Here is a 25087-nt window from a genome sequence, read left to right on the forward strand (position 1 = left end):
ATAATTATATAGTACTAAACCGTACAATATAAAAAAGTAATCTGCCTTACATATGTAAATGAATGCCCGAATTGTGGGTGAAAGAAACTAGAAGAGCACATCCCCCATGCCTTCGTGCTCATATTCTGAAGGCTTGTAACCTTTTTGAACAAACTCTGTCTAATACAGTAAGGAGGTGACTCTAGCGTGAAGCGATTCATGATGATATTCATTCTTATAGCGGGAATGGCCGGCTGTGGAACAGCTGATGAAAACGACAGCCAGCCGGTAAAAGATGAGACCGAACAGGGAGCGGGTGAAGATATTTCTGTACAGAAAGGAATTGTCGCAGGCGAAATGGAACCTTCATTAACCAAGAAAGATGCAGATGGTCAAATGGTGTATGTATATAGTGTAAAAAACCAAACAGAGCAGGAGAAAATATTTTCTTTCTCATCAGGCCAGACGATAGACTATGAACTTCGAAACGAAAAAGGCGAGATCGTTTATAAAGATTCAAAGAATAAAATGTATACACAGGCATTACAGGAAATCACAGTGAAACAAGGGGAAGCGTTTTCCCGTGAAATCGTCCTCCCAAAGGTGGAAAGCGGCTCTTATACATTGACCGTCTGGATGACCGCCAAGGGGGATCAGGACTATAAAGCGACGGCTAAAGTAGTGGTGGAATAGGGACATTAAAAAAAGGATTAATCTCGGGCGGGGCACGGCGAGATTAATCCTTTTCTGTGTAAACGGGGATAGACCCACTGAGGGAGATGCGTTCAGGCGTGACAATGCATTTTCTCCCGAAGAACCTGACCCCGTGTCTTGCGGCTTCTTCCATGACCCGGGCAAAATGGGGATCGATTTCAGGAGCGGAAGTGATTCCCCTGAGATCCGTGCGTTGGGCAATGAATAAGACCGCAGCTTGATAGCTTCCCTTCATCTGCAAATGGGTCAGTTCCTCTACATGCCTCGCTCCCCTTGCTGTGACGGCATCGGGAAATTTACCCATTCCGGCCTCGACCATCGTGACGCTTTTGACTTCGAGTAGTAATTTCTCATCATTTTGTTTATGAGTGAGGAGGAAGTCAAAGCGTGAACCCCCCACCTTATATTCGGCTTTTTCCAAGCGCCAGCCCTTCAGCTCCTCCAGTACTTCCAACTGCAGGGCTTCCAGTACCAACCGGTTTGGATATTGCGTATTCAAGGAAACATACATATCATTTACAGCATCATGGGTCATAACCGCTGACCACCTTGTTTTCCTTTTGGGGTCCTTGGATTCCTGCAGCCAGATCGGCCCTCCGGGTACCAATAAGTCCTTGAGCCTGCCCGGATCGGGTAAGTGGACTTTTTCTTTTGTACCTGAAGGAAGTTCGCACTCCAGCACAAACCGATTGAGACGTTCGAGAAAGACGGCTTGCACCAACGTGTCATGGAATGAAATATCTGCTAAAACGTCACGGTCCTTCATTTAAGTAAGGCGCTCCAGCTCTTGGTTTTACGGTCATATGAAAGTAACCCGTTCGCCGGTAATTTGCGAATCTGCTTATAATCCTCTGTCATTTCATCCATGTCATAATAATCACCGATCACCCATATGGGAATCTCGATCTTCCCTCTTGTCAATACTGCTTTTTCAAGGGAGATGACCATTCCTTCTTTTAACTTATCCTGGAAGGAATGAATGACTTCCTTTCCGATCACAGGGTAGGGTTTTTCCTTCTTCATACCGAAGAGGCCTTTTCCACTCTTCATCGTACTGAGCTTTGATGAAAGGGTCGCCCCCAGCATATGATAGAAGTCCTCAAAGTCCCGGTAATAAACCTTATTGAACCAGCCGTCATCATGGGAAAGATAGGCGTAGCGGTTATTCAGTTTGGAATAAAATGGAGGGTTCAATGGCTGCTTGATATGCCCCATATAAAGGAGTTCTGCAATTTCCTGTCCGTTCAATTCATCGACTCCGACCTCTTCTTCGAAATCGATCCAGCAGAAGTCTCCATAGCTCTGAACCCCGTCATCGATGATCTTCTTCATTTCGTCCTTTTCTACATATTCCATATGGGTATGTATATTGAAAGCACCATGTTCGTACTGATGCTTGATGAGAAGTAAGTTCTTTAAGGGTTTACGGGCATTCATTGCAAACTCGTTGAAATGGATTCCGTACGAAACGACATAGTGGCGATCCGGATTCTTGTGAACATAGATGATATCTTTAACTTGGTTATTTGCCTTCAAGAACATTCCCTCCATCTGATTAACACGGTGCACAGTTCATAGTTTCTATTTTATCAAATATAGGACCTACTTGTTCTTTTCTATTTCATTTCAAAATGATGACAAAAGTCGCAGGGAATTGTCGGAAATAGTCATATTTCAGTACTATGTGTTGAAGATTAGCATCGATATCAGCTTCTAAACCACATATTTATAAATAGAATCTATTTCAATATCAATTACCCACTATAAACATGTAATAAATGGAATATCCCCTCTCTGTTTTCCCCCTAATCCCTTCTGCCATCAACATTCCCAGTGAATACAAATAATCACCTGTTCCAAATACCTGTCATATCCCGACAGAAGTTCTTGAATTTCTCGTGTCATGAGTAGAAATTTCCTTTCATTTCTATTAGACTAGGAATGTGAAATCTTTAGAAATTCAGGTGAATAGATTATGGAAACTCGCCAGCGATTTGCTGATAAGATCGATTGGGGTCTTCTCTTTTTATTGATGCTGTTCTTTATTGTAAGTGCAATGGGAATCAGCAGTGCCCAGACCTCAGGGCAATATGGGACAAACTTTGTGATTAGACAGGCTTTTTGGTACGTAGTGGGCGGTATCATCATCGGCGCTGCGTTATTTCTCGACTCAGATCAGTATAAACGGCTTGCCTGGTACATATACGGCGCAGGAATCTTCTTGCTCGTTTTATTATTGATTTCTCCGGAAAGCATCGCACCTCACCGGAATGGGGCCAAAAGCTGGTTCATGCTTGGACCGCTTGGATCGATACAGCCTTCAGAGTTCATGAAGACATTCTTAATCCTTGCTTTGGCACGTGTCATTACCAATCATCATGAACTTAATCCAAGAAAAACAGTGCAGACAGACTTTCAGTTATTGATTAAAATCGGCTTGACCACCCTTCTCCCACTTGCTTTCATCATGCAGCAGCCGGATTTAGGGACATCATTGGTCATACTAGCCATCATGACGGGTATCATCCTCGTTTCAGGTATTACGTGGAAGCTGATTGTGCCTATCTATGCTTCGATCGGAGTCTTAGGTGCAGGCATCCTTTCACTGGTCATATGGGCACCACAATTATTGGAGAAATATTTAAACGTGAAACCTTACCAATTCGGACGGATCTATGCCTGGCTCGATCCGTACAATTATGCGAAATTAGAAGGATTTCACTTGATCAACTCCCTTAACGCCATTGGTTCGGGACAGATTTTCGGGAAAGGCTACAGTGACCGGGAAGTGTATATCCCGGAAAATCATACAGACTTTATTTTCAGTGTCATCGGTGAAGAATACGGATTTATCGGCGCAAGTGTCGTCATCAGCTTATATTTCCTGCTGATCTACCACCTAACCAAGACGGCCCTTGATACGAAAGAGCCTTTCAACGCTTATGTGTGTGCGGGGATCATCAGTATGATCACGTTCCATGTGTTCCAGAACATCGGAATGACGATCCAGTTACTCCCGATCACCGGTATCCCCCTTCCGTTCATCAGTTATGGAGGGAGCTCCCTCATGGGGAATATGCTGGCCCTCGGCCTTGTGTTCAGTATGAGGTTTCATCATAAGACGTATATGTTTTCTTCAGAAGATTCCTAATTCCCGGTTGCATTCATCCGGGAAATGTGTAAAATAATAGTAATTAGATATGGAATATTCTGTGAAGAAGAGAGTAATCCCGACGTGGATCTTAAGCGAGCCGGGGGCGGTGGGAGCCCGGTATGAAGCCCTGGATGAACCGCACTTCTGAGAAGTTCTTCTTGAAATCAGTAGGGAAGGACCGGGATCTCCCGTTATACAATGAGTGTCCTTAATCGGGAATAAGAGTGGTACCGCGAGCTAAACTCGTCTCTGTATAGAGACGGGTTTTTTTGTGTTTTATACTAATGGGAGGTGTAACAAGATGGACTTGAAATTAATATTTGCCCAAGAATTAAAGACTCAGCTCCTGCAGGACTGGAGCGAGAAAGAACTATACGATTTGATTGAAACTCCGAAGCATAGTCATTTAGGGGACTTAGCCTTCCCTTGCTTCCAGTTGGCCAAAACCATGAAAAAAGCTCCAGCACAGATCGCCAGGGAAATGGCCGCTGAGATTACCTCTCCCCTTTTCACCAAGGTGGAAGCGGTTGGACCTTATATCAATATCCATTTTGACGGTAGTAAAGCAGGAAAAGAAATCGTGTCGGGGATATTGGCGAAAGGAAAGGATTATGGAACCCACACCTTTGGAGAAAACAGAACCGTCGTATTAGACATGTCCTCCCCCAACATCGCCAAGCCGTTTTCCATGGGGCACCTCCGTTCAACGGTCATCGGCAATGCCATTGCCACCATTGCCGAAAAATGCGGCTATCGTACCGAAAAAATCAATTACATCGGAGACTGGGGAACACAGTTCGGCAAACTGATCGTCGCTTTCAAAAAATGGGGAGACCCTGATAAGGTCAAAGAGAATCCCATTGCTGAGTTGTTCATTCTTTATAAAAAGTTTCATGAAGAAGCAGAACTCGACGCTTCCCTTGAGGAAGAAGGAAGAAAAGCCTTTAAGCTCCTCGAAGACGGGGATGAAGAGATTACCGGGCTTTGGAGATGGTTTAAAGATGAATCACTCCAAGCCTTTAAGACGATCTACTCTTTACTTGGCGTCGAGTTCGATTCCTATAACGGTGAAGCATTCTTCAATGATAAGATGGAAGAAGTCGTGACCCTGCTCAAGAAACAACATCTCCTTGAGGAATCCCAAGGGGCACAAGTCGTTAGGATGGATGACGGGAATCTGCCACCCTGCCTGATCAAGAAAACTGATGGAGCAACCCTTTATGCCACACGGGACCTTGCTGCTGCCCTTTATCGTCATCGTCAATATGCCTTTGATGAAGCCCTGTACATTGTAGGACAGGAGCAGACCATCCATTTCCAGCAAGTGATGAATGTGTTGAAAAAGCTAGGGTACAATTGGGCGGATGAAATGAAGCATATTCCATTCGGTTTGTATTTAAAGGATGGAAAGAAGATGTCTACAAGAAAAGGAAGGGTCATCCTACTTGAAGAAGTGCTTCAGGAAGCAATCAAAATGGCGGAGGACAACATCAAGCAAAAAAACCCTGACTTAAAAGATGCTTATGCGGTTGCTCGAGATGTCGGGGTCGGGGCCATCATTTTTCATGACCTGAAAAATGACCGGCTCAATGATATTGAATTCTCCCTGGAACATATGCTCACGTTCGAAGGGGAAACTGGTCCTTATATTCAATACACATATGCGAGAGCCCAGTCCCTCCTTAGAAAAGCAGGTCAGAGCGAGCCACTGACATTTGAAGGTCTTGAAGATGCCGAAAGCTGGGACGTGATTAAACAGCTGCGGTTATTTCCGGAAATTATCGAAAAAGCATGGCAGCATTATGCTCCATCTGTCATTGCCAAATATTTAATCGCCACATCACAAAGCTTCAACCGTTATTATGCTAAAACCAAAATCATTTCGGGTGACAATCAGCAACATTCCCGTCTGGCCCTGGTTCATGCCGTGGGGATTGTCCTTGCCGAAGGATTGCGATTATTGGGGACGAAATCCCCTGCTGAAATGTAGAATCCGAAAGAATACTGTCACTATTTCCCGAGAAATAGATTTATTTCGAGAATGTGAACGATTCAGTTCTTTAAGTACAGGTGGAATAGGATATTTCATGACTCCCTTTATGAAAAGTGATATACTTTCTTATGTTCTATTAAAAACGAAACTAACGCTTTATTCATAAAGGAGATTACTTATGTCTGAACTACTTCACACGTTCGAAGCATGGTTAATGGATTACGGTGTATGGGGACTGATCATCGTCTCTTTCGCAGATTCATCTTTCTTCCCCATTCCACCTGATGTATTACTGATTCCATTGGCGATTGCCAACCCCGGCAGTGCACTGCTTTACGCACTTTATACGACGATCGCTTCCGTCATCGGAGCCCTTTTTGGATGGTTGATCGGGAAAAAGCTGGGTCGCCCGATTCTTGTTCGGCTATTCTCTGAAGCAAGAATTCAAAAAGTAGAAGAGTACTTCAAAAAGTTCGGCCCAATGGCATTACTGATTGCAGGTCTGACACCGGTCCCGTATAAGATTTTCACCATATTCGCAGGGGTTTCCGGCGTGAAGATCCGGGTACTTGTGATCTGGTCGATCATCGGCAGGGGGATTCGCTTTTTCCTGGAGGGTGCAATCATTCTCACATTGGGAGCGAAAGCAAAACCTTTTATCGAAGAGAACTTCACTATACTGACACTTGCTGCAGGCGGTGTACTGATTCTTGTCTATCTCGTCTACTTGGTCATCAAAAAGAAAAAGCAAACTCCTTGATCAGCTGATCTAAAAAGGAGCATGGGATCATCCCATGCTCCTTTTTTATTCGGAAGCTCCCACGACAAAGCGCAGATGCTTATGTAATACGCGTAGGGACTGCCTGCTGCCTTCATAGAGTTCCCCATCCATATCAAGCTTCTCATCCTGTCCGAGTTCAATATGGGCTTCTTTTGCTTGAATGTGCATAATATCGTCATATTCTTCGCTGATATTGCCAGTACTTTTAATGACGAGAAATTCCTTCAGCAATGGAAATCCACTTTTCTTCACCACATATATGTCCATCAATCCATCGTCCATATTGATACACGTAGGCAGTGGATTGGATCCGATCGAACGTCCGTTTGCGACCAACAGCATGACGACCTCTTCTTCCACTACCTTATTTTCCGTCGTGACCTTCACATTCAGGATAGGTGAATCCTGAATCGATTGGAATGCACTGATATAATAACTCAGTTTCCCGAGGACGCTCTTTGATCCTACATCAATATTATCGCTCGTCTGGGCAACCAATCCCGTGCCCCAGAAGTTACTGAAATACCTCTCTCCTGCTTTCACAATGTCGATTTCCTGTTCATAAGGCTGTTCGGTTATAAGACGGACGGCTTGTCCAATATTCATCGGAATGCGCAGGGAGCGGGCAAAATCGTTACATGTGCCACCAGGAAGAATGGCGACAAGCGGACGATCACTGAGAACAGATAGCCCATTGATGGCTTCGTGGATCGTACCATCCCCGCCCATGATGACCACCAGCTCATAGCGACTCCCTGATTCCCTGCAGACCCTTTCTGCATCTCCCTTTTCTTTTGTTTTATGAATGATGAGTTCGTTGCAGATATCCAATAAAGGGGGAACGGCATCCTTCAACAGGGTTTCGAGTGTCCCTTGACCTGCCTTGCCATTGCATATAAGCAATACTTCCGAAAATCTCGCCATGAATATCGTCACCTAACCTATAGATTTAGTATGGTACATAAAAAGAGGCTGACCCAAAACGATGAGTGATGATCATCCTTATCGGACCAGGCCATATGATTAGAAAATATTTCAACCTATCATGGGTACTTACCGGCTTTTGAAGCCAATGAATTTTGGGTCAACCTCTTTTACTATGCCGTATTCGAGTCTTCCTGAGGGACTTGGAGTACAGATCGATAGGCAATTCCGAGACGCCCTTTGATATAGCTTTGGGGGTCATAGGGAATATGCTGATGCTGCATGCGATGAAGCTCCATTTCTGCAAACATAGCCAGTGCACGACAGACCTGATCCAATGCCATGCTTATACGATGTGGATCTGCAAGCTGGTCCCGGCTCATACAGTAGTATGAAATCTCATCTGCCTTCTTTCTGATTTCCTTTAATGCTTGTGGATCAAACATCATTCTTTCCATGCCTAACCCTCCCCTTTACCTTTAGCTATAGTATATCGGGAAGAATCGGGAATTATGTCTGTCCCATAATTCGGATAAGCATGGATTATGAATCTTGTGTTAACGTCTTAGGTAATGGTTGATACTGCTTTAGTGAATGAAGAATTTCCCGTCTTGATTTCGTTTTTGAAATATTCACACCGACGTTCGACAATTTCGTTATCACTTTTTTAAAGCGATCGTTCTCCTTTACCACGTTATTCACCTCTTTTTAAAATATCGTTACCTATTTGTACGTTTTACTCCGTAAAAGGTTTCACTTATTGTAATATGGTTTTCCTTTTCCCTAAAAATGAAACGATAATCCTACTTTTACACATTTCAGAAGAATAATTTGTTTCGAATTACACAATTTATACTCATGAAAACTAAATTGACATGTATTCTAATCACAACGTCCCTTTTTTTTAGTCTAATTGGTCTACATAAAATAAATGCCGTAAGCACGTATATTGTAAAAAAAGGAGATACACTTTGGACCATTTCCAGGGAGTTCCAAATCGGATTATCTGAAATGATCCGTGCGAATCCCCAGTTGAAAGATCCAAACATCATTTATCCGGGTCAAAACATTAAGATCCCTGGCATCACATCCCAAAGTTCATTCGAAAACCAAGTCATTGAATTAACAAATAAGGAACGGGAGAAAAACGGCCTCCCTCCTCTTCAGGCTGACGGAAATCTCTCTGGGGTCGCTTTGTATAAGTCCCGGGATATGAGGGATGCCGGATATTTCTCCCATAGAAGCCCGACCTACGGAACCCCCGAGGAGATGATCACTCGTTTCCACATCGTATATAGCGAAGCTAGTGAAAATATCGCTGCCGGTCAAATGAGTCCTGCAAAGGTTGTCCGGGACTGGATGGACAGTCCGGTTCACCGTAAGAACATTCTCAACAGGGCCTATACACATGTAGGCGTAGGGTATGTCGATGGTGGGACTTACGGGTCGTACTGGACACAGCTGTTTATTGCGAAATAAACAGCTGAATGAGGAAGGTCCGTCCCTCCAAAAGCTCAACTAAGTTTGGAAAAACATGTTCAGAATAAGGGCGGAAATAGGGTGGATAATAAGGGTGTACTGCCATTATGATCAAGGGGGAATTTTTCATGCAAGTACGTGATATTATGTCGACAAATGTGGAAGCAGCTTCTAACCAGGATTCACTTGAGAGCGTCGCTTCCAAGATGAGTTCCAGAAACGTTGGTTCCGTTCCTGTCGTTGAAAATGGACAGGTTGTCGGGATGATTACTGACCGCGATATTGCGACTCGTGGGCTTTCTCAAGGTGCACAGGGAAATGTCTCTCAGGTTATGTCACAGCAAGTTGTGACCATTTCTCCTGATGCATCCGTAGAAGAAGCATCGGCTTTGATGTCCCAGCATCAGGTGCGCCGTTTGCCTGTTGTGGAAAACGGTCAGCTGGTCGGGATGCTGGCTTTAGGAGATTTGGCAGTACAGCAGAAATCCGATCAAAGCGCCGGAAGCGCCTTAAGCGGAATCTCCCAGAATCACCTTCGTTAATAAAGGTTTAAGAGCTGAAACTTCATAGCTTTCTTTTACTGAATAAGGGGCTTCTGCAGCCCCTTATTCAGCATGTAAAGAGATCTTAATCGACTTATTATGACGAAGAGATGGGTATATCGTCATTTTTTTCATTTTCAGGAAGGATTTTCTTTGTTTGTGACGAATTTGTGATTAATGCAAAAGGTGTTTATGGAGGAGGAGGTTTTGTATGAGTCGTGCTGCACGATCGTACCGTAAAGAAGTTCGTCATTTTAAACGTGAGAACCGCAAAAGAGTCTTCGCCGACAGCATTCTTGATTTCTTATTTATGTTATTTGGTATTTCAATGATCACGGGGATTTTGTTATTTGTTTTAGGATTTTGGGATTTTTACTAATCGAAGATCACTGCCATTATTTATCCTATTTTAATAGCTTGAACGCTTAACCGCCGCCATGGATTTCTATGGCTTTTTTTGTGTGTTCCGAGCTACACACCCCACATAAAAACATTATACAAATAAATCTAAATAAGTTATTTCAAGATAATAATTCACCCTATTACTTTTGTCTTACCCGCATCCTGAAAACCTTTATTACTATGATAAAATAGTTCGATTCACTAAATAAAAGCTGGTAATATTTTAATATTCAGATAATAACTTGACTTTCATTTTAAATTTTCAGATAATAATATATGTAACCGACACAAATTTTTGAGGGGGTTATCATGGATATTCTAAACAATTTAGTTACGGAAGCAAACTCCATATTATGGGGGTATATTTTAATCGGTGTACTGCTCATTTTAGGATTATACTTCACAATCGGATCTAAATTTGTTCAAATTCGCCACATAGGTGAAATGCTTCGATTATTAGGGGATAAAGATGTCGTGGAAGCAGAAGGGGAAAAGCAGATTTCTTCCTTACAGGCATTCTTTATTGGAGCAGGTACTCGAATTGGTACAGGTAATTTAGCAGGAGTAGCCATTGCCTTAGCAATTGGGGGACCTGGAGCGGTCTTCTGGATGTGGCTCGTCGCCATCCTGGGAGGAGCCAGCGCCTTTGTCGAAAGCACATTGGCACAAATTTATAAAGAAAAGGATAAGGTAGGCTTCAAAGGCGGCCCCGGCTACTATATGAAGAAACAACTGGGCAAGCCCTGGATGAGTTCGATCTTTGCGGTTACCATCATCCTTTCCTTTGGGACAACCTTTAATGCTGTCCAGAGTAATACCATCGCAACAGCCTTCAGTAATTCATTTGGCATCAATACGTTTGTCATTGGAATTGTGCTGGCCGGTTTGACTGCACTCATCATCTTTGGCGGTGTGAAACGCATAGCCAACTTTTCATCTTTCATTGTACCGATCATGGCAGGCTTTTATATTGTACTCGCTCTATTTGTCGTCATTACGAATATCACGGAAATGCCCGGCGTCATCGCCATGATTTTCAAGAGTGCCTTCGGCTTTGAACAAGTCGTCGGTGGGGGTATCGGAGCTGCAATCATGAACGGAGTAAAGCGTGGGCTATTCTCCAATGAAGCCGGAATGGGTAGTGCACCGAATGCGGCGGCTACGGCATCGGTTTCCCACCCAGTCAAGCAGGGGTTCATCCAGGCACTGGGGGTATTCTTTGATACGATTCTCGTATGTTCCGCGACGGCCTTTATCATTTTAACGTCAGACGCCTACGGTTCCGGTTTAACGGGAATCGAACTATCTCAGGCAGCCATGTCTGAACACTTTAACTCATGGGCCGGAATCTTTCTGGCGATTGCCATCTTTACCTTTGCCTTCAGTTCCATCATTGGGAGTTATTATTATGGTGAAGCCAATCTCCCATTCATTAATAAAAGCAAGACCGGCCTTATGATCTACCGCTTCATTGCACTGGGAATGGTGATCTTCGGGTCAGTCGCAAGTCTTGATATCGTCTGGAGCCTGGCTGACTTTTCAATGGCCCTGATGGCCCTTACGAACTTGGCTGCCATCGGTGTCCTGGCACCGATTGCCTTTAAAGCTTTGGACAACTATATGACGCAGCGTCGTCAAGGATTGGATCCGGTCTTCTATGCAGATGACATTCCCGGTTTAAAGAATGTCGAATGCTGGCCAAAGCGCCAAAGTGACATGCCTAAAAAAGCAGTAAATGAATAACAAACTTATACGAAAGAGCAGGAGCAGGTCCCTGCTCTTTTTTCTTGTCATTTTTTTCTATTCCATTCTCAGGTATACTATTGATAGAAAGTTAGTCAAAGGAGCCATAACATGATGAGTATCCTATCTGCTCTTCTAGGGGTATTATTTTTTCTAAACCTGATCCTTGCCGCTGTCATCATATTCCTGGAGCGGAAAGATGCGGGAGCGACCTGGGCCTGGCTGATGGTATTGTTCTTCATTCCATTTCTGGGCTTCATCCTCTATTTGGTATTCGGGCAAAACTTGAGCAGGAAAAGGTTATTTGACTGGGAGGATATGAAAAAGATCGGAATTGAAGGCTTTATTCACAATCAGATTCAATCCTTGAAGGAACATCGTTTTCCTTTTAAAAATGAAATCGCCTTTCGTTATCAGGATCTTATTTATATGCATTTGATCAATAATGAGGCTCTATTGACCCAGGATAATGAGGTCACCTACTATACACACGGAGAAGACAAGTTTGAAGCGCTATTAGAAGACATCGACGCAGCAGATGATCATATTCATATACAATATTATATTTTCAAAAAAGATCAACTAGGTAAGCGCATCTTGAAGAAGCTCACGGAAAAAGCTAAGAAAGGCGTAAAGGTCAGGGTCCTATACGATGAAATGGGGTCCCGGCGAACGAGGCGGGGATTCTTTAGGGAACTCCTCTCTGCCGGTGGTGAGGTGGAAGTGTTTTTCCCTTCGAAGATCCCCTTTATCAACCTCCGCTTAAACTATCGAAATCACAGGAAGCTTGTGATCATTGATGGAAAAGTTGGTTATGTAGGCGGATTTAATATCGGAGATGAATACCTGGGCTTGAATCCAAAGTTCGGTTATTGGCGGGATACCCACCTCAGAATCGCCGGCAGTTCTGCACTCGCCATGCAGACAAGGTTCATCCTCGATTGGAATCAGGCCAGCCGGTCCAAGAAGATCGCCTATGACCTGCGATATTTTCCCCCGCCTTCTTTCACGGGGGATGCAGGGGTTCAGATTGTCACATGCGGCCCCGACTCGGAATGGGAGCAGATAAAAAACGGCTATATCAAAATGATTTCATCAGCCAAGGAATCGATCTACATCCAGACCCCTTATTTCATTCCAGACGTCAGTCTCCTCGATTCTTTAAGGATTGCTTCTCTTACAGGGGTGGATGTCCGGATCATGATCCCGAATAAACCCGACCATCTATTTGTCTATTGGGCGACGTATTCGTATATCGGGGAGCTCCTGAAAGCCGGAGCGAAAATTTATATTTACGATAATGGATTTATACATGCCAAAACGATTGTCGTCGATGAGGTCATTTCTTCTGTCGGTACAGCCAATATCGATGTACGAAGCTTTCGATTAAACTTCGAGGTCAATGCCTTTTTATATGATCAGGCACTCTCTGAAAATCTAGGGGCTGTGTTTAGAAACGACATTGAAAAGAGCACGGAATTAACGATGGAAGACTATCATCAAAGACCTTTGACGATCAAAGTGAAGGAATCCATATCAAGGCTGTTGTCCCCCATCTTATAGAAGGGTTGATTGGAGATTGCCATGTGCGGATAGAAAAAGGCATAATAGACTTATTGTGAAAGAAAAAGAGAGGGATGAGATCATGAGTGTGCACAAAGAAATTTCCAAGCATTCCAACATGCAAAATCAGCTTGTTCAGCAATTTATGAAACTGGATGAGCAGAGAGAAAAAGCGATTGACGAAGCTGTTCAGCTTTGTTCTGAGGGAAAACCTTTTACAACGGATCACATTAATCAAGTAACAAATGAAATCAATACCCTGGCAAGACGCGGGGTCGTTCCGCAAAGAAAGCTTGTGATTACGGAAATGGTCGAGGAATATGTCGCGAGACTAAAATAAGCTGCACAACATAAATAACCCTGATACGTCTACAACCATTCTGATGGTGAGGCCGTATCAGGGGTATTTTATTTGAAGGCTGAAATTTAGGCTTTTAATGCGCTATTCCACCCATCATAAACAAATACAGGCTGTGTATCGTTTTCTGCTCGTTCTGTCACCACATAGTTTTTATGTGCTACCACCGTTTGATCATCGGGTAAATCCAGTTTCTTCGCAATTTCCCTGTCCATTTTCACGATGACGGTATTTTCTCTTAAGGTCGTGACGACACCATTGATGACATGTTTCTTTCTTTTAAATTGGATCGTATCCCCAAGGTTTGCATTCTCTTTTGAGTAAACGAATGTATTTTCCATTTTAAAGTCCCCTTTTTAGTTAAAGTGATCGTTCTCTTTTTAATTGAAAGAATTTTCTAATAATATTATTTTAACTTGTATTTATATAAATTTCAATGAATGACTTATCCTTTTTGTACCACAAATATCTAAAATCAAAACCTTTTAACGTTTTCTTTTTTTGAGCTGTACAATCAACCGGGGATTAAGCCACTTATATATACTTATACATCCTATAAGGAAAATCCTTCCTTTTATTCATTTTACATAAAAAACAGGCATCCACGGGTAGCGGATGCCTGTTTTTTAGTAAGCTAGTGCATTCTTCTTTTCTTCTTTCATTAGGACGAAGCAGAGGAAGATGCCAAGGAGTGACAGGACTGCGAAGAAGAGGTATACCGTGTAGATGGAATAGGTTTCATAGATGAAACCTCCCACGAAGGTACTGAACCAATTCCCGAGGCCATTTCCGATGGCGGAATAAACCGTGACAGCAGTAGCTGTAATATGTGCCGGCGTGATTTCTTTAATGTAGCGGAGACCCGCAGGAATGAATAATCCGATGGCAAGACCCTGCATCACTGCTGAAGAATATACCAGCCATAGACTTGGCTCTGTGAAGTAAAATAGCCAGCGGATCATGGATGCAGCACCTGCCAGTGCCGCTACGGTCAAGAGACCGAACTTATCAATCCACCCTCCCGCGATTCTCATGAACGGTACTTCTGACAGGACGGCAATCAGAAATGCGAGACCGATTCCGGCGTACGTACCACCTGAATCTTCAACGAATAATCCGAAATACACGTTATTGGCTAAATTCGGGCCGAACACCAGGAACGTGACGGCCAGGAAGATCAGAAACTTTTTCATCGTGAATAATTCCTTCATCCCGGCTTTTAGATCAAGTTTTGCTGCCGCTCTCTCTTTAGGAAAACGGAAGGATAGGAATCCCGATAGGACCAGACAGATAAAGAAAGAGTAGAAAATGATCGTCGGTCCGATGAATCCTTCCGAAAGCCTCCCCATGATGAACACGGCGATCCCGAATCCCAATGAGCCGAACAGACGAATATTACCGTAGTTATAACCGACTTTACTTGTATACTTCAAGCTGATGCTGTCGGATACGGGGATGATGGCACTTTGGAAGATCGCAACTAAAATCGCGACCACCAATAGTCCATAGTAAACATCCATGAATAAATACCCAAGCGCAAAGATCCCTGCAACTAAGGAAGTTAATCCTAACACGACGGTTGGCTTATTGGTTGTGTCACTGACCATCCCCCATATCGGCTGAAAGAAAATCATCATGATCGGGCCGACAGACATAATGGTACCGATCTGATACCCATTTAATCCCACACTTTCACTTAAATAGACACTGAGTAAAGGATATAAACTTCCAACCCCGAAGAAGGTCAATAGATAAAACCCTTGTAACGTAAAAATCTGATTTCGCACATTTCTTTCCACTACCGTATCCCCCAAGATGTTTTTTGTCTATCTTATAGTAGACCTTGACCGTTCAATTGTCTATGAATTTATACCTTTTTATGGATAAAGTCCCGCGATTTCTAAAGCATGCCTTGCTAGAGCAATCTCCCTCCGCTTTTGTTTGATCCAGCTGCTGTGGCCGGGTTCTTCGTTTTATTTCCAATAAATTACCGTTTGACTTTTTCGATTAAACCCTTTAAAGTATGGAAGTATATTTTAAATGAACTGAATAACATATCTTCTTATCCAGAGAGACGGAGGGACTGGCCCTGTGATGTCTCGGCAGCGGACTCATAATGAGTGCTGTGCCACATCCAGCAAGCGTAATGCTTGAAAGATAAGAGGAGTGTTTCGTTTGAATGAAACCTCTTCTTATGTTGGAAGAGGTTTTTTTATTTGATTTCACACGACAAAGGAGTGTTTGACATGAACCAAGAAAAAGGTAATGTACTGGCTTTATTGCCCTTGATCATATTTGTTTCACTGTTCCTTGGAGCGGGGATCCTTTCAGGAGATTTTTATGCATTCCCTGTTCTCGTATCCATCATCATTGCCGCGGTTGTTGCCCTGGCGATGAATCGTAAAGAATCGTTGACCTCTAAGGTTGAACGGTTCGCAAAAGGCGCCGGGCATCCGGATATCATGATCATGGTTTTTATCTTCCTATTAGCCGGCGCGTTTTCCGGTGTAGCAGAAAAGATGGGGGCCGTTGATTCAACCGTCAACTTTGCCCTATCCGTGCTTCCTGGTAATCTGGTCATTGTTGGATTATTCATCATCGCTGCTTTCATTTCCTTATCAATGGGGACCTCCATGGGGACGATCGCCGCACTTGCCCCGATAGGAGTGGGCATCAGCTCAGGAGCCGACATTTCCATGCCCCTTGCTATGGCCACCGTTATCGGGGGAGCGATGTTCGGGGATAACTTATCGTTCATCTCGGATACAACGATTGCAGCTGTACGCACACAGAAAACAGAAATGAAGGACAAGTTCAAGGTGAACTTCTTCATTGTATTACCGGCAGCCATCATCACCATGGTGATTCTTTTTGTCCTTACGATGGGGACTCCATCCTCCGTCGACGCAGGAAGCTTCGATTGGGTTAAAATCATTCCTTACCTTGGAGTCATCATCGGTGCCCTTGCAGGATTGAACGTATTTGTCGTCTTAATAGGCGGGATTGTGTTGGCAGGAATGATCGGATTTGCGGATGGAAGCTTCACCCCATCGAGTTACTTTGGCAGTGTAGCCGACGGGATGACAGGTATGGCAGAGATTGTGATCCTTTCCATCCTGATCGGTGGAGTCGTCGAACTCATTCGTCACAATGGCGGGATTCAAGCGATCCTTTACCATGCCACGCGTAAGATCAAATCTCCTCAAGGAGCACAGCTTGCTACAGCAGGTTTAGTCAGTTCGACGAATCTTTGCACAGCCAATAACACGATTTCCATTATCATCGCAGGACCACTGGCCAAAACGCTTAGCGATCAGTATGGCGTAGATTCCCGTAAGTCAGCCAGTATCCTCGATATTTTCTCTTGTGCCGTTCAAGGGTTGATCCCATACGGTGCACAGGCACTGTTAGTGGCGGAAGTAGCCGGCATATCACCTGTCAGCATCATCCCATATGCCTTCTACCCTGTCCTGATTGCCGTTTGCGGACTGATTGCGATTCAATTCGCCCTTCCTAAGTTCACCCGGAGATCCGTTACGGATACAGACCCGGTCCGGTCTTCTTAATCTGTTGGAAAAGAGACAAACCCGCTTGGGTTTGTCTCTTTTTGTGTTGCCACTAAAAAAGCAGATCCCGCTTTCAGGAATCTGCTCTCTTCTTATAACAAATCATTCACATGATACAGTTTGCCACTTTCAATATCGGTTTTGGTTACGAGAGTCACCAGTGCATCCCCTACCGTGTCCGGGCTGCGCAGCATCCCCTCTTCTTTGTAGCGCTGGAACGATTCAACCTCGGCAAAGGCTTCTTTGGAGGACGAGCGGATTTCCCCCTGCATATCCGTATCCATCACTCCCGGACTGAAGGCGATGACCTGATGACGGCTATGCGTATTTGAGAGCTCAAGGCTCACCGTTTCAGTCAGCATATTGACTCCCGCCTTCGTCGCACAATACGTACTCCAGCCATAAACGGGACGGCTTCCCGCTCCTGAACTGATGTTGACCATGATCATCTTCGATTCAGAGCCTTTGGCTGCTTTAAGCAATTCATTGGTGGCGATCATAGGTGATAGCAGATTGACATGCACACTCGTTTCCAATGCCTCATTTTCCACTTCACCCGACGTATTGATCGGGGTCACCACGCCGGCATTCTGAACGACATATACCGTCTCTGCTTCAGAGCCAAATACCTTTGACCCTACTTCGCGGAAAACCGCTTCTGTTTGTCCCGATTGAGATAGATCACAGGGAAAGAATTCATACGAGACTTCTTTTTCACGTGCAAGCTGTTGTAAGCTGTCATTATCCGAACGGGAAATATTGATCATGCCGATGCCTTTTTCAATAAACAGCCTGGCGACGGACTCCCCTAATCCCCTTGTTGCTCCAGTCACGATTGCGTAATCCATTCTGAATCATCTCCTTCTTACCTACTGATTATAAAGGAGAGTTTCCTTTCCTCAAAAAATTAAGCATCGAATGAACCGAATCTTTACAAATCCCTATTATATACGTCCGTGAAAAAAGGACGCCATCAAGGCATGCTTTCATCGATCAAATGATATTCGGGGATGAGATCTGACAGGGGCACGATTGATGCTTTTTTCTCATAAAGGGGGAGAAATTCTTTTAACATGGTGGCGACCTTCATGCCTGTAACCCCTACATGCCCGATCGCGATGGTCGCATCATCCCGATCCAATGCCTTTGAAAGGAGTCTCGCCTGCTTCCCAATGTGCTGGATCGTGTAGACATCATCAAAGAATAATTCGTTTTCAAGGTATGGGACGCCCAATTCCTTTGCCAGCTTCGGAATGACACTCTTTCCTGTTGTTTTACTATCCAGATAAAATAAACCCCTTTCCTTGCATATGCCGAGTACAATCCTCATGACCCGCTCATCGGCGGTGGCCTTCGAGCCCATATGATGATTGACTCCCACTGCATAAGGTACCTCTTCCAGGGCCTCCTCCACTCTCTTCTTGATTTCTTCATCGGATAGTGAGGTCGTGATGGCCCCCGGCCCGAGCCAGCTCGCTTTCCCTGACATCGGTTCCATAGGAAGATGGACGATGACCTCATGTCCATTTTTATGGGCCTTTTCCGCATCATCCTTGGTCGTTGGGAGAAAAGGCATGACCGCGATCGTCAAAGTGACAGGAAGGCTCAGAATTTCCTCTGTCCCTTTCATGTCGTTTCCTAAATCATCGATCACAATCGCGAGTTCATTCTGATGTGCCGGAAGGGGAAGGATGTTTCTTGCTGAAACGGACATAGGTATAGAAAACGTCATAAGCAAACAGATAACAAGGGTTCTCATATAGCATCACTCCTTTTTCTTTATGATGTCCATTTTAAGGAGGATATACGAATGAGGTCCGTCCCTCAAAAACCAAGCCGGGAAGCGTAAATATGCTTCCCGGCTTGGAATTCAGGAGGGACGGACCTATTGATCCCAGGCTTTGGTGGGGCGGTCTTTAGGGTAGCCGTGGGTTTGGCGATATGTTTTTCTTTCTGTTGTGAAATCCCACCAGTTATGGGTGCTTTCAGGGTGATTGGCGTGGTGGACGACACATCTGAGTGAGTCTTCTACGCATGGATCCATCCACACACCGTACTTCTTTTCTAAGTCGATGATAAGATCTTCCCCCTTCTCTCCCTTGATTTCTTCGAAGGTATAAAATCCAAGATCCTCTACAACATTGTGAGCCATATTGGGTCCAATAGAAGGGATCTGTTGGAATATGGACATGCCGACTAAGTAACGGGATCTTTCCATTGTAATGTTCAGTTTCTCCCGGAGAAGTTCAGGAGAACATTCATGTAGATCCCCGAGTCGTATCTTGGCTTTACGGAGGGCTGACCTCTCCTGATCAGTCAATGGAAGTTTTGCGCTTTTTCTGCTCACCTTTCGTCTCCTCCTTATCCTTTAAAGGTTTCCCGGCGGACAAATTGGAAGTCTTCCACCGCGGGACGATTCGTTTTCTTTTTAACTGCTTTACGTTTCACCTTGATTGGTTTGTCGTTCACCAGCACCCCGACTTTCGTTTGCTGGATTTCCTTCACTCCCTGTACAATCAGCTGCATGGCGATGATTGCGATCATGAAGGCAACGAGGGGAGCAATGACAATCCAGTACTTGCCTGTCATAAGGGAATTTTTCGTGGAACTGATCAGCCCCGACCATTCAAATGTTCCTGACTTCGGTGGATCCGGGACCAGACCGCCGGTAATGATCGTCCCTCCCAGGAAAAGATGAAATAACCCGAGATGGACGAGGATAAGAAGCGTCTGGATGAATTGCTGTCCCCATATAATAAACAACCTCGGAGCCAGGTGAGGGAAGAGATGCGTCCAAAGCAGGTGCTTGTTGCTACCTCCAAGGAGCTTCGCAGACAGGACAAAATCCTGCTTCCCTATTAATTTAAGTTCATTCCCGATTAACACAGTGGTCAACGGCAGGACTAGGATCGTTAAGACAACGGCTTCGAACACCAATCTTTCAAAGATCGAGTGATCCCACCCCAACACAGGCAGCCCCCAAAGGACCGGTCTTAATAAGAGATAAGCGATAAGACTTAAAGGAAGAAAGTGAATCGAATCCACCATCCGGTCGAGCCAGTTCTTCCTGCTTTCTTTTAAGTGAAAATGATAGGCAATACCAAGATAGAAGCCCCCGATCACCCGCAGGGAAGCAACAATCAAAGCAAACAACAGGGTATACTTGGCCCCTACAATAAGTTGATCGAGAATACTGTAACCGAAGAAATCGGATCCCAGAATCATGTCCCCAAATGGTTTATGGGGAGGGGCACTGATGATCCGCCCCTCGTCATTCTTCATAAATTGAATTTGTTTGATGGGCTCTTCTTTCAATGTCGAATAGAGAAAGCTGGCGGCAATCAAACCAAATAACACCATGAATCCGGTGGCGAACTTGCCATTATGCATATGCTGCCACCACAGCCTGCGAAGGGTTGAAAGAAAGCCCCATATCTTCCATTCCGTCCATTTTGTTTTATCCCGCTTATATTTCGTGTGATCTTCACTGCTTTCGTGATTGATCCACAGATAGACACCCTGGTACACGATGAAAAAAGGTGTGTAGATCATAATCAATGAGATCGCAATCACCATCGGCCTGAAATCCTGTATGATATAATAGGTGATTCCTCTCATGTTAAAAATGGTTTCAATGATGAATAAACTCGAAAGCATCCCCCAAATGATCAGCTTTCCATGATAGAAAAGACTTGGTGAGATATTTTTCAAAACATGTGAAAAGAGGATCCGCCCTTTCGACATCCCTTTACTTTGGGCAAATTCGATGTGAGGCTTCAATAACTCTTCTTCCATAATGAAAATGAGGATCCGGAAGAAAGAGATCATCGGTATGATCGACAGCGTGATCATCGGGGCAAGAAAGATCTTCTCCTCCCCGAACTCAGTAAAATTCATCAGTTCCACACCGAAATATTTAAATACATAGACAATCATCAGTTGGAGCATGAACGCGAACATTAAATCAGGCACCGTCTCCAGGAGATTCAATACCTTCTTAAGGGCCGAGGTGATCGGTCGGGGTAAAAAAACGGTGAAGACGGTAAGAATAAAGGCAATACCAAGCCCTATACCCAAGGCACCTCCGATAATTTGCAGTGAATACAAGTATGGTCCCCAAAGCATATCGAGGAAATCGACGGTAATTCCTTTATATGAGTAACTCCAATTGGCCCCATCCATGAAAACAAAGATGAACTTGATGAACTCCTCCAAGTAGCCAACAACATTATATAGCCCTCTTTCCTTGAACACTTCCGGAGCAATACTCACGGCCAGGATCCCAATTAGACCGAGAATATAATAAAAAATGAACCTGATCGGAAACTTGAGATATTTCATACATTGAATCCCCTTTTATTCTCTTTTTCCTCAGTTTAATAGAAATGTTAAAATTTTTCAATTTTATTTCAAATCTGACAATTTAATAACAAAAAGAGTGACTCTTTAAGTCAGAGTCACTCTTCCGGTCTACGCCAGCAACCGGCTCGGCTTTCCCAAATAAAAGCCCTGTCCGATGGTTATCCCGATTTCCCTTGCCACCTGCATATCCTGTTTTGTTTCGATCCCCTCTAAGACAATCAACGTATCATTTCCGTAGAATTGGCTAAAAAAAGAGAGGAATCGCTGTTTCTTTTCATCCTGTGCCAGGTTCATGGCAAAATAACGGTCAAGCTTGATGATTTCCGGTTCATATTCAATGGATTTCTTGATGGAAGACGTCCCCTGCCCGAAATCATCAATCGCATACCACACACCATATTGCTTCAGTTCCTTCAAAGACTCTTTCAACAACGGATTCTGCCAAAGCTCTTCCGCACTGGACTCATTAATTTCAAGCACAAGACGTCCCTTCATGTCAGAATGGCGGTCCATAAGATCGGAAAAATAAGTGTGAAAGCTCGGGTGCAAGATCGTGGTGATATAAATATTGAGAAACAGTTTACAGTCCCCGATCCCGTTTTCCGAAAAACTTTCAAGGGCTTTTGAGATGGACAGCGTATCCAGTTTGTACAAGATATTCGCCTTCATAGCCGATTGAAATACACTTTCGGGATTTTCATTATACTTATTTCGCAATAGACCCTCATAAGCATAGAGGGTTCGATGTTCACCCATATCATATAATGGCTGAAAATCATGGTAGATAAAGTCGTCTTGGAAAATAGTAAAGATGTTCATAGGACCCCTATACTCTCTCTTTAGTTTTGGTCTTACCCACAAAAAAACCACACAAAAACGCATTATCCGCGTTCGCATGTGGTCGGTTGCGCTACTGGCTCCCCTAAATGTAAGCGCCCATCTATCATTTAGGTTCAAAGCCCCCAGTCGAATGGTCAGCATATAAAGATATTTGTCTTATAAGAAAAATATACCACATAACTAGTACTTATGGGGTGTATTTTCTATAAATTATTAGAAAATTCATAAAGAGGGCCTATCTTGAAACATATGGATTGCCACTAACCCAGAACCGCCATGGATAATCCCTGGCTTCCCCCGTGTTATCAATCCCAATACGTTTCCCCGCGGAAATGTTTTCAGGTTGATACCCCTCTGTAATCATGAGCGGCGGTTGTAAGTAACTCCCCCCATAATCCTCCATGGTAATGCCTAAAGCCTTCGTCAACTTTCCCGGCCCATTGGTCCAATTCTTCTTCACATGACCGGGGCGCCTCGCTTCCATGAGCTCCTGTCCATGGAGAGGCTCTACCGCTCTGATGAGGATCGCTTCAGGCTTCTCCCTTTCTCCGCTCACTACGTTGACGAGGCAGTGAGTATGCATAACGTATGTATATATGCGGCCAGCTTCATGGAACATCACTTCCGTCCGCTTTGTGCGCCTGTTTCCATAACTGTGTGCGGCCCTGTCGATCGGCCCCATATATGCTTCTGTTTCCACAATATAACCTGAAGCGATTCCTTCCTCCGTTTCTTTCACTAATACACACCCCAACAGTGCTTTCGCAAGCTCCAGGGTCGGCTGCTCGTAAAAGGTTGGGGGCATAGGTGTTCCTTCCATGATTTCACTTCCTTATCTGCATTGTCTAATCTATTTGTACCCTACCTTTGCCTATTTAAATCAAGCGACGATCGTAGTAGATTCCACGCTTCGATATTTTAATTCCGGCTCCCCTACGCCTCTGGTCCCATTCAAAAATAATCCTATGGCTCATTGTCGTAGTCTCTCCACTGCTTTAAAATAAATGTATCAATTGGAAAATCAAACCAAAGTGAGGGATTGGAATGAAAAACGCATTTGCCGTCATGATTGCACTGCTTGCATTGGGGACGCTCTATGTCATCCTAAATGACAATACATCATTGTTTGCAAAAGAAAGTCAGTCAGGGGATCGGATTGAAGTGACGAATAATATCAAACATATCGATCTTGACCTGGAAAATAGCGACACAGAAGTCATACCGACTGACAAGAATGAAGTACAGGTCGATATAGAGGGAAAAGGGACGATGACATTAAAAGGGAATGGAGATACGATTGACGTTGTGGTCAAGCATAAATGGTATGAATGGATCGGATTCAATCGCAAATCAAACGTAACGGTTTATATTCCGAAAGAATATAGGAACAGCATGGAAATTGATATCGGCTCCGGCAATTTTGTGATGGCGGGAGAATCTGATTCAGCGAAATGGAAGCTTGATGAATTGTCCATTGACATGGGATCAGGGAATATGGAACTTGAAAACATCGAGACAAATGTGTTCGAACATGATGGATCTTCAGGGGATCTGGTCGTAAGCGGACTCACCACAAAGAATGGAAAAGTGGAAATCAGTTCGGGGGATGTAGAGTTATCGAACTTTGAAGGTCCCCTTGAAGGTGACTTATCCTCAGGGGAATTGACGGTCACCATGAATGCTTTAAAGGGAGACCTGAATTTTGACGTCAGCTCAGGTGGAGTGAATCTTGATTTACCGGAGAACGCGAGCTTTAAATTGAACGGCAATGCAAGCAGCGGGGATATTTTCTGCAATCTTCCTTTAAAGAATCAGAAGATAGAAGATGGGGATATTTCCGGGGTCGCTGGCTCTGGGAAATATACTATTGATGTTTCAGTGTCCAGTGGAAATGTGGATATCTATTAAAGAAGAGTGCCGGGAACATCCCGGCACTCTTTCACATTATTTATGATGGAATGGACATTTCCCTTCAATCGGTTCCACATCGTCCCCAATAAAATACTGCTTCCACTCACGGTGTTCAGGGTCCCCGTAATGACTGATATTAGGATGCTTCGGTAAGCCGTCCCATTTTTCGACCCGCTCCCTTACTTTTTCCCTGGACATGATCCCTCCCTTGGACGTACCCTCCAATCCTTCAAAAATCCTTCTAGGCTGAAATCCAAGCACTAAGCTATTCCCAAGATCCCTCGTCTTTCGCTGCTTGTAGGCAGGGGCATTCCCAAACACGAAGAAAGGTTCCCCTGCAAAGGAAAATGCCCATAAATGATGATCCGGATCCTCTGGATAATCCTCTGGCCAATCCTCCTTATCCTCACCATGGAGAAACTGCAGGATTCTCCAGAAATAATCCCTGTAATGAGGGACGGACCTCTCCTCCCTTTCAGGCTCCACAAATAAAAAGAAACCGTGACGGATCAGGCGCTCTCCTTCGGGTACATCAAACAAGTCGATGAACTCCTGAATCGTTTGGGGGAGATGCTCCCAATTGTCATGACTGATATAGGAATACCGAAGCTCACCCTTCTTCTCTCCGGTCATACCGAAGTAACAAGGGAAAGTACGATCCGTTACAACGTCATGAAAGTTCTTATATTCTTCTAAAACCCATTGAGGGACAATCTCAGGGTTTGTCATATCTTCTTTTGTCAGCAATAAACTGTTCGTTGTCAATTCTTCCACCT

26 protein-coding genes, 2 riboswitches and 1 other annotated feature are annotated in these 25087 nt (G+C 44.2%); of the genes, 12 read left to right on the forward strand and 14 right to left on the reverse strand.

Annotated elements, in window-relative coordinates; all coding sequences use genetic code 11:
* Positions 1-186: 186 nt before the first annotated feature.
* On the forward strand, positions 187-672 hold the full coding sequence (locus N5C46_RS13340) for a BsuPI-related putative proteinase inhibitor (protein ID WP_261749043.1): 486 nt from the start codon (positions 187-189) through the stop codon (positions 670-672).
* 43 nt (positions 673-715) lie between these two features.
* Here the strand turns inward: N5C46_RS13340 and sfsA are convergent, their stop codons facing one another.
* Both sfsA and N5C46_RS13350 read right to left on the reverse strand, forming a co-directional pair.
* Positions 716-1459: a DNA/RNA nuclease SfsA gene (gene sfsA / locus N5C46_RS13345; RefSeq protein WP_261749044.1), complete on the reverse strand. Its 744-nt coding sequence runs from the start codon at positions 1457-1459 to the stop codon at positions 716-718.
* Complete coding sequence (locus N5C46_RS13350; protein WP_261749045.1) at positions 1456-2229, reverse strand: hypothetical protein; 774 nt, start codon at positions 2227-2229, stop codon at positions 1456-1458. Before N5C46_RS13350 ends, sfsA begins: the two co-directional genes overlap by 4 nt.
* 439 nt (positions 2230-2668) lie before the next feature.
* Here N5C46_RS13350 and N5C46_RS13355 point away from each other — a divergent pair, with 439 nt between their 5' ends.
* The 3 genes from N5C46_RS13355 to N5C46_RS13365 all read left to right on the forward strand — a co-directional run bounded on the left by N5C46_RS13355 (position 2669) and on the right by N5C46_RS13365 (position 6600).
* Entirely contained in the window at positions 2669-3844 is a 1176-nt protein-coding gene (locus N5C46_RS13355) for an FtsW/RodA/SpoVE family cell cycle protein (RefSeq protein WP_034763125.1), read from the forward strand.
* A 52-nt stretch (positions 3845-3896) separates the two neighbouring features.
* Positions 3897-4101 (forward strand) — a binding site (T-box leader).
* 47 nt (positions 4102-4148) lie between these two features.
* Positions 4149-5837: an arginine--tRNA ligase gene (argS, locus tag N5C46_RS13360; protein ID WP_261749046.1), complete on the forward strand. Its 1689-nt coding sequence runs from the start codon at positions 4149-4151 to the stop codon at positions 5835-5837.
* 181 nt (positions 5838-6018) lie between these two features.
* Entirely contained in the window at positions 6019-6600 is a 582-nt protein-coding gene (locus N5C46_RS13365) for a YqaA family protein (protein WP_034763130.1), read from the forward strand.
* Between the two features lie 45 nt (positions 6601-6645).
* Here the strand turns inward: N5C46_RS13365 and N5C46_RS13370 are convergent, their stop codons facing one another.
* The 3 genes from N5C46_RS13370 to N5C46_RS23320 form a co-directional block, all read right to left on the reverse strand.
* Positions 6646-7545 carry a diacylglycerol/lipid kinase family protein gene (locus N5C46_RS13370; protein WP_261749047.1) on the reverse strand — a complete coding sequence of 300 codons (900 nt, stop codon included), beginning with the start codon at positions 7543-7545 and terminating at the stop codon, positions 6646-6648.
* Between the two features lie 173 nt (positions 7546-7718).
* Entirely contained in the window at positions 7719-8003 is a 285-nt protein-coding gene (locus N5C46_RS13375) for a hypothetical protein (RefSeq protein WP_224521628.1), read from the reverse strand.
* Between the two features lie 85 nt (positions 8004-8088).
* The gene (locus N5C46_RS23320; protein WP_306471845.1) at positions 8089-8247 is read right to left on the reverse strand and encodes an Lmo0850 family protein; all 159 of its coding nucleotides are present in this window, start codon (positions 8245-8247) and stop codon (positions 8089-8091) included.
* Between the two features lie 309 nt (positions 8248-8556).
* Here N5C46_RS23320 and N5C46_RS13380 point away from each other — a divergent pair, with 309 nt between their 5' ends.
* From N5C46_RS13380 to N5C46_RS13405, 6 genes are all read left to right on the forward strand, one after another.
* Positions 8557-9024: a CAP domain-containing protein gene (locus tag N5C46_RS13380; protein WP_420720413.1), complete on the forward strand. Its 468-nt coding sequence runs from the start codon at positions 8557-8559 to the stop codon at positions 9022-9024.
* Between the two features lie 128 nt (positions 9025-9152).
* The gene (locus tag N5C46_RS13385; protein WP_034763135.1) at positions 9153-9566 is read left to right on the forward strand and encodes a CBS domain-containing protein; all 414 of its coding nucleotides are present in this window, start codon (positions 9153-9155) and stop codon (positions 9564-9566) included.
* A 211-nt stretch (positions 9567-9777) separates the two neighbouring features.
* Positions 9778-9945, forward strand: coding sequence for a hypothetical protein (locus N5C46_RS13390; RefSeq protein WP_160316896.1), 168 nt, complete (start codon positions 9778-9780; stop codon positions 9943-9945).
* Positions 9946-10277: 332 nt separating this feature from the next.
* The gene (locus N5C46_RS13395) at positions 10278-11711 is read left to right on the forward strand and encodes an alanine/glycine:cation symporter family protein (protein WP_261749048.1); all 1434 of its coding nucleotides are present in this window, start codon (positions 10278-10280) and stop codon (positions 11709-11711) included.
* Positions 11712-11825: 114 nt separating this feature from the next.
* Positions 11826-13274: a cardiolipin synthase gene (gene cls / locus N5C46_RS13400; RefSeq protein WP_261749049.1), complete on the forward strand. Its 1449-nt coding sequence runs from the start codon at positions 11826-11828 to the stop codon at positions 13272-13274.
* Positions 13275-13356: 82 nt separating this feature from the next.
* Positions 13357-13614 (forward strand): YpbS family protein, encoded by a 258-nt coding sequence (locus N5C46_RS13405; protein WP_261749050.1) that lies wholly within the window; start codon positions 13357-13359, stop codon positions 13612-13614.
* An 86-nt stretch (positions 13615-13700) separates the two neighbouring features.
* On the opposite strand, the gene N5C46_RS13410 is transcribed toward N5C46_RS13405, so the two are convergent.
* Complete coding sequence (locus N5C46_RS13410) at positions 13701-13973, reverse strand: DUF2187 family protein (RefSeq protein ID WP_051758445.1); 273 nt, start codon at positions 13971-13973, stop codon at positions 13701-13703.
* A gap of 285 nt (positions 13974-14258) precedes the next feature.
* The gene (locus N5C46_RS13415; RefSeq protein ID WP_261749051.1) at positions 14259-15431 is read right to left on the reverse strand and encodes an MFS transporter; all 1173 of its coding nucleotides are present in this window, start codon (positions 15429-15431) and stop codon (positions 14259-14261) included.
* A gap of 260 nt (positions 15432-15691) precedes the next feature.
* A riboswitch (SAM riboswitch) is annotated at positions 15692-15796 on the forward strand.
* 82 nt (positions 15797-15878) lie between these two features.
* Between N5C46_RS13415 and N5C46_RS13420 the strand changes: the two genes are divergently transcribed.
* Positions 15879-17198, forward strand: a complete 1320-nt coding sequence (locus N5C46_RS13420; protein ID WP_261749052.1) for a Na+/H+ antiporter NhaC family protein — start codon at positions 15879-15881, stop codon at positions 17196-17198.
* Positions 17199-17290: 92 nt separating this feature from the next.
* Here N5C46_RS13420 and N5C46_RS13425 read toward each other — a convergent pair whose 3' ends face one another.
* The 6 genes from N5C46_RS13425 to N5C46_RS13450 all read right to left on the reverse strand — a co-directional run bounded on the left by N5C46_RS13425 (position 17291) and on the right by N5C46_RS13450 (position 23220).
* Positions 17291-18046, reverse strand: a complete 756-nt coding sequence (locus N5C46_RS13425) for a (S)-benzoin forming benzil reductase (protein WP_261749053.1) — start codon at positions 18044-18046, stop codon at positions 17291-17293.
* 125 nt (positions 18047-18171) lie between these two features.
* Entirely contained in the window at positions 18172-18957 is a 786-nt protein-coding gene (locus N5C46_RS13430; RefSeq protein ID WP_420720414.1) for a divergent polysaccharide deacetylase family protein, read from the reverse strand.
* 126 nt (positions 18958-19083) lie between these two features.
* Positions 19084-19545: a helix-hairpin-helix domain-containing protein gene (locus N5C46_RS13435; protein ID WP_261749054.1), complete on the reverse strand. Its 462-nt coding sequence runs from the start codon at positions 19543-19545 to the stop codon at positions 19084-19086.
* A gap of 14 nt (positions 19546-19559) precedes the next feature.
* On the reverse strand, positions 19560-21539 hold the full coding sequence (locus tag N5C46_RS13440; RefSeq protein ID WP_261749055.1) for an ABC transporter permease subunit: 1980 nt from the start codon (positions 21537-21539) through the stop codon (positions 19560-19562).
* A 129-nt stretch (positions 21540-21668) separates the two neighbouring features.
* Positions 21669-22379: an EAL domain-containing protein gene (locus N5C46_RS13445; RefSeq protein WP_261749056.1), complete on the reverse strand. Its 711-nt coding sequence runs from the start codon at positions 22377-22379 to the stop codon at positions 21669-21671.
* Between the two features lie 71 nt (positions 22380-22450).
* A riboswitch (cyclic di-GMP riboswitch) is annotated at positions 22451-22531 on the reverse strand.
* Positions 22532-22635: 104 nt separating this feature from the next.
* The gene (locus tag N5C46_RS13450) at positions 22636-23220 is read right to left on the reverse strand and encodes a DNA-3-methyladenine glycosylase (RefSeq protein ID WP_261749057.1); all 585 of its coding nucleotides are present in this window, start codon (positions 23218-23220) and stop codon (positions 22636-22638) included.
* 224 nt (positions 23221-23444) lie between these two features.
* Between N5C46_RS13450 and N5C46_RS13455 the strand changes: the two genes are divergently transcribed.
* Positions 23445-24308, forward strand: coding sequence for a LiaG family protein (locus N5C46_RS13455; RefSeq protein ID WP_261749058.1), 864 nt, complete (start codon positions 23445-23447; stop codon positions 24306-24308).
* A 36-nt stretch (positions 24309-24344) separates the two neighbouring features.
* Here N5C46_RS13455 and N5C46_RS13460 read toward each other — a convergent pair whose 3' ends face one another.
* Positions 24345-25040, reverse strand: a complete 696-nt coding sequence (locus N5C46_RS13460) for a YqcI/YcgG family protein (protein ID WP_261752354.1) — start codon at positions 25038-25040, stop codon at positions 24345-24347.
* Between the last annotated feature and the right edge of the window lie 47 nt (positions 25041-25087).

This window comes from Rossellomorea vietnamensis (assembly GCF_025398035.1).
GTDB lineage: Bacteria > Bacillota > Bacilli > Bacillales > Bacillaceae_B > Rossellomorea > Rossellomorea vietnamensis_B.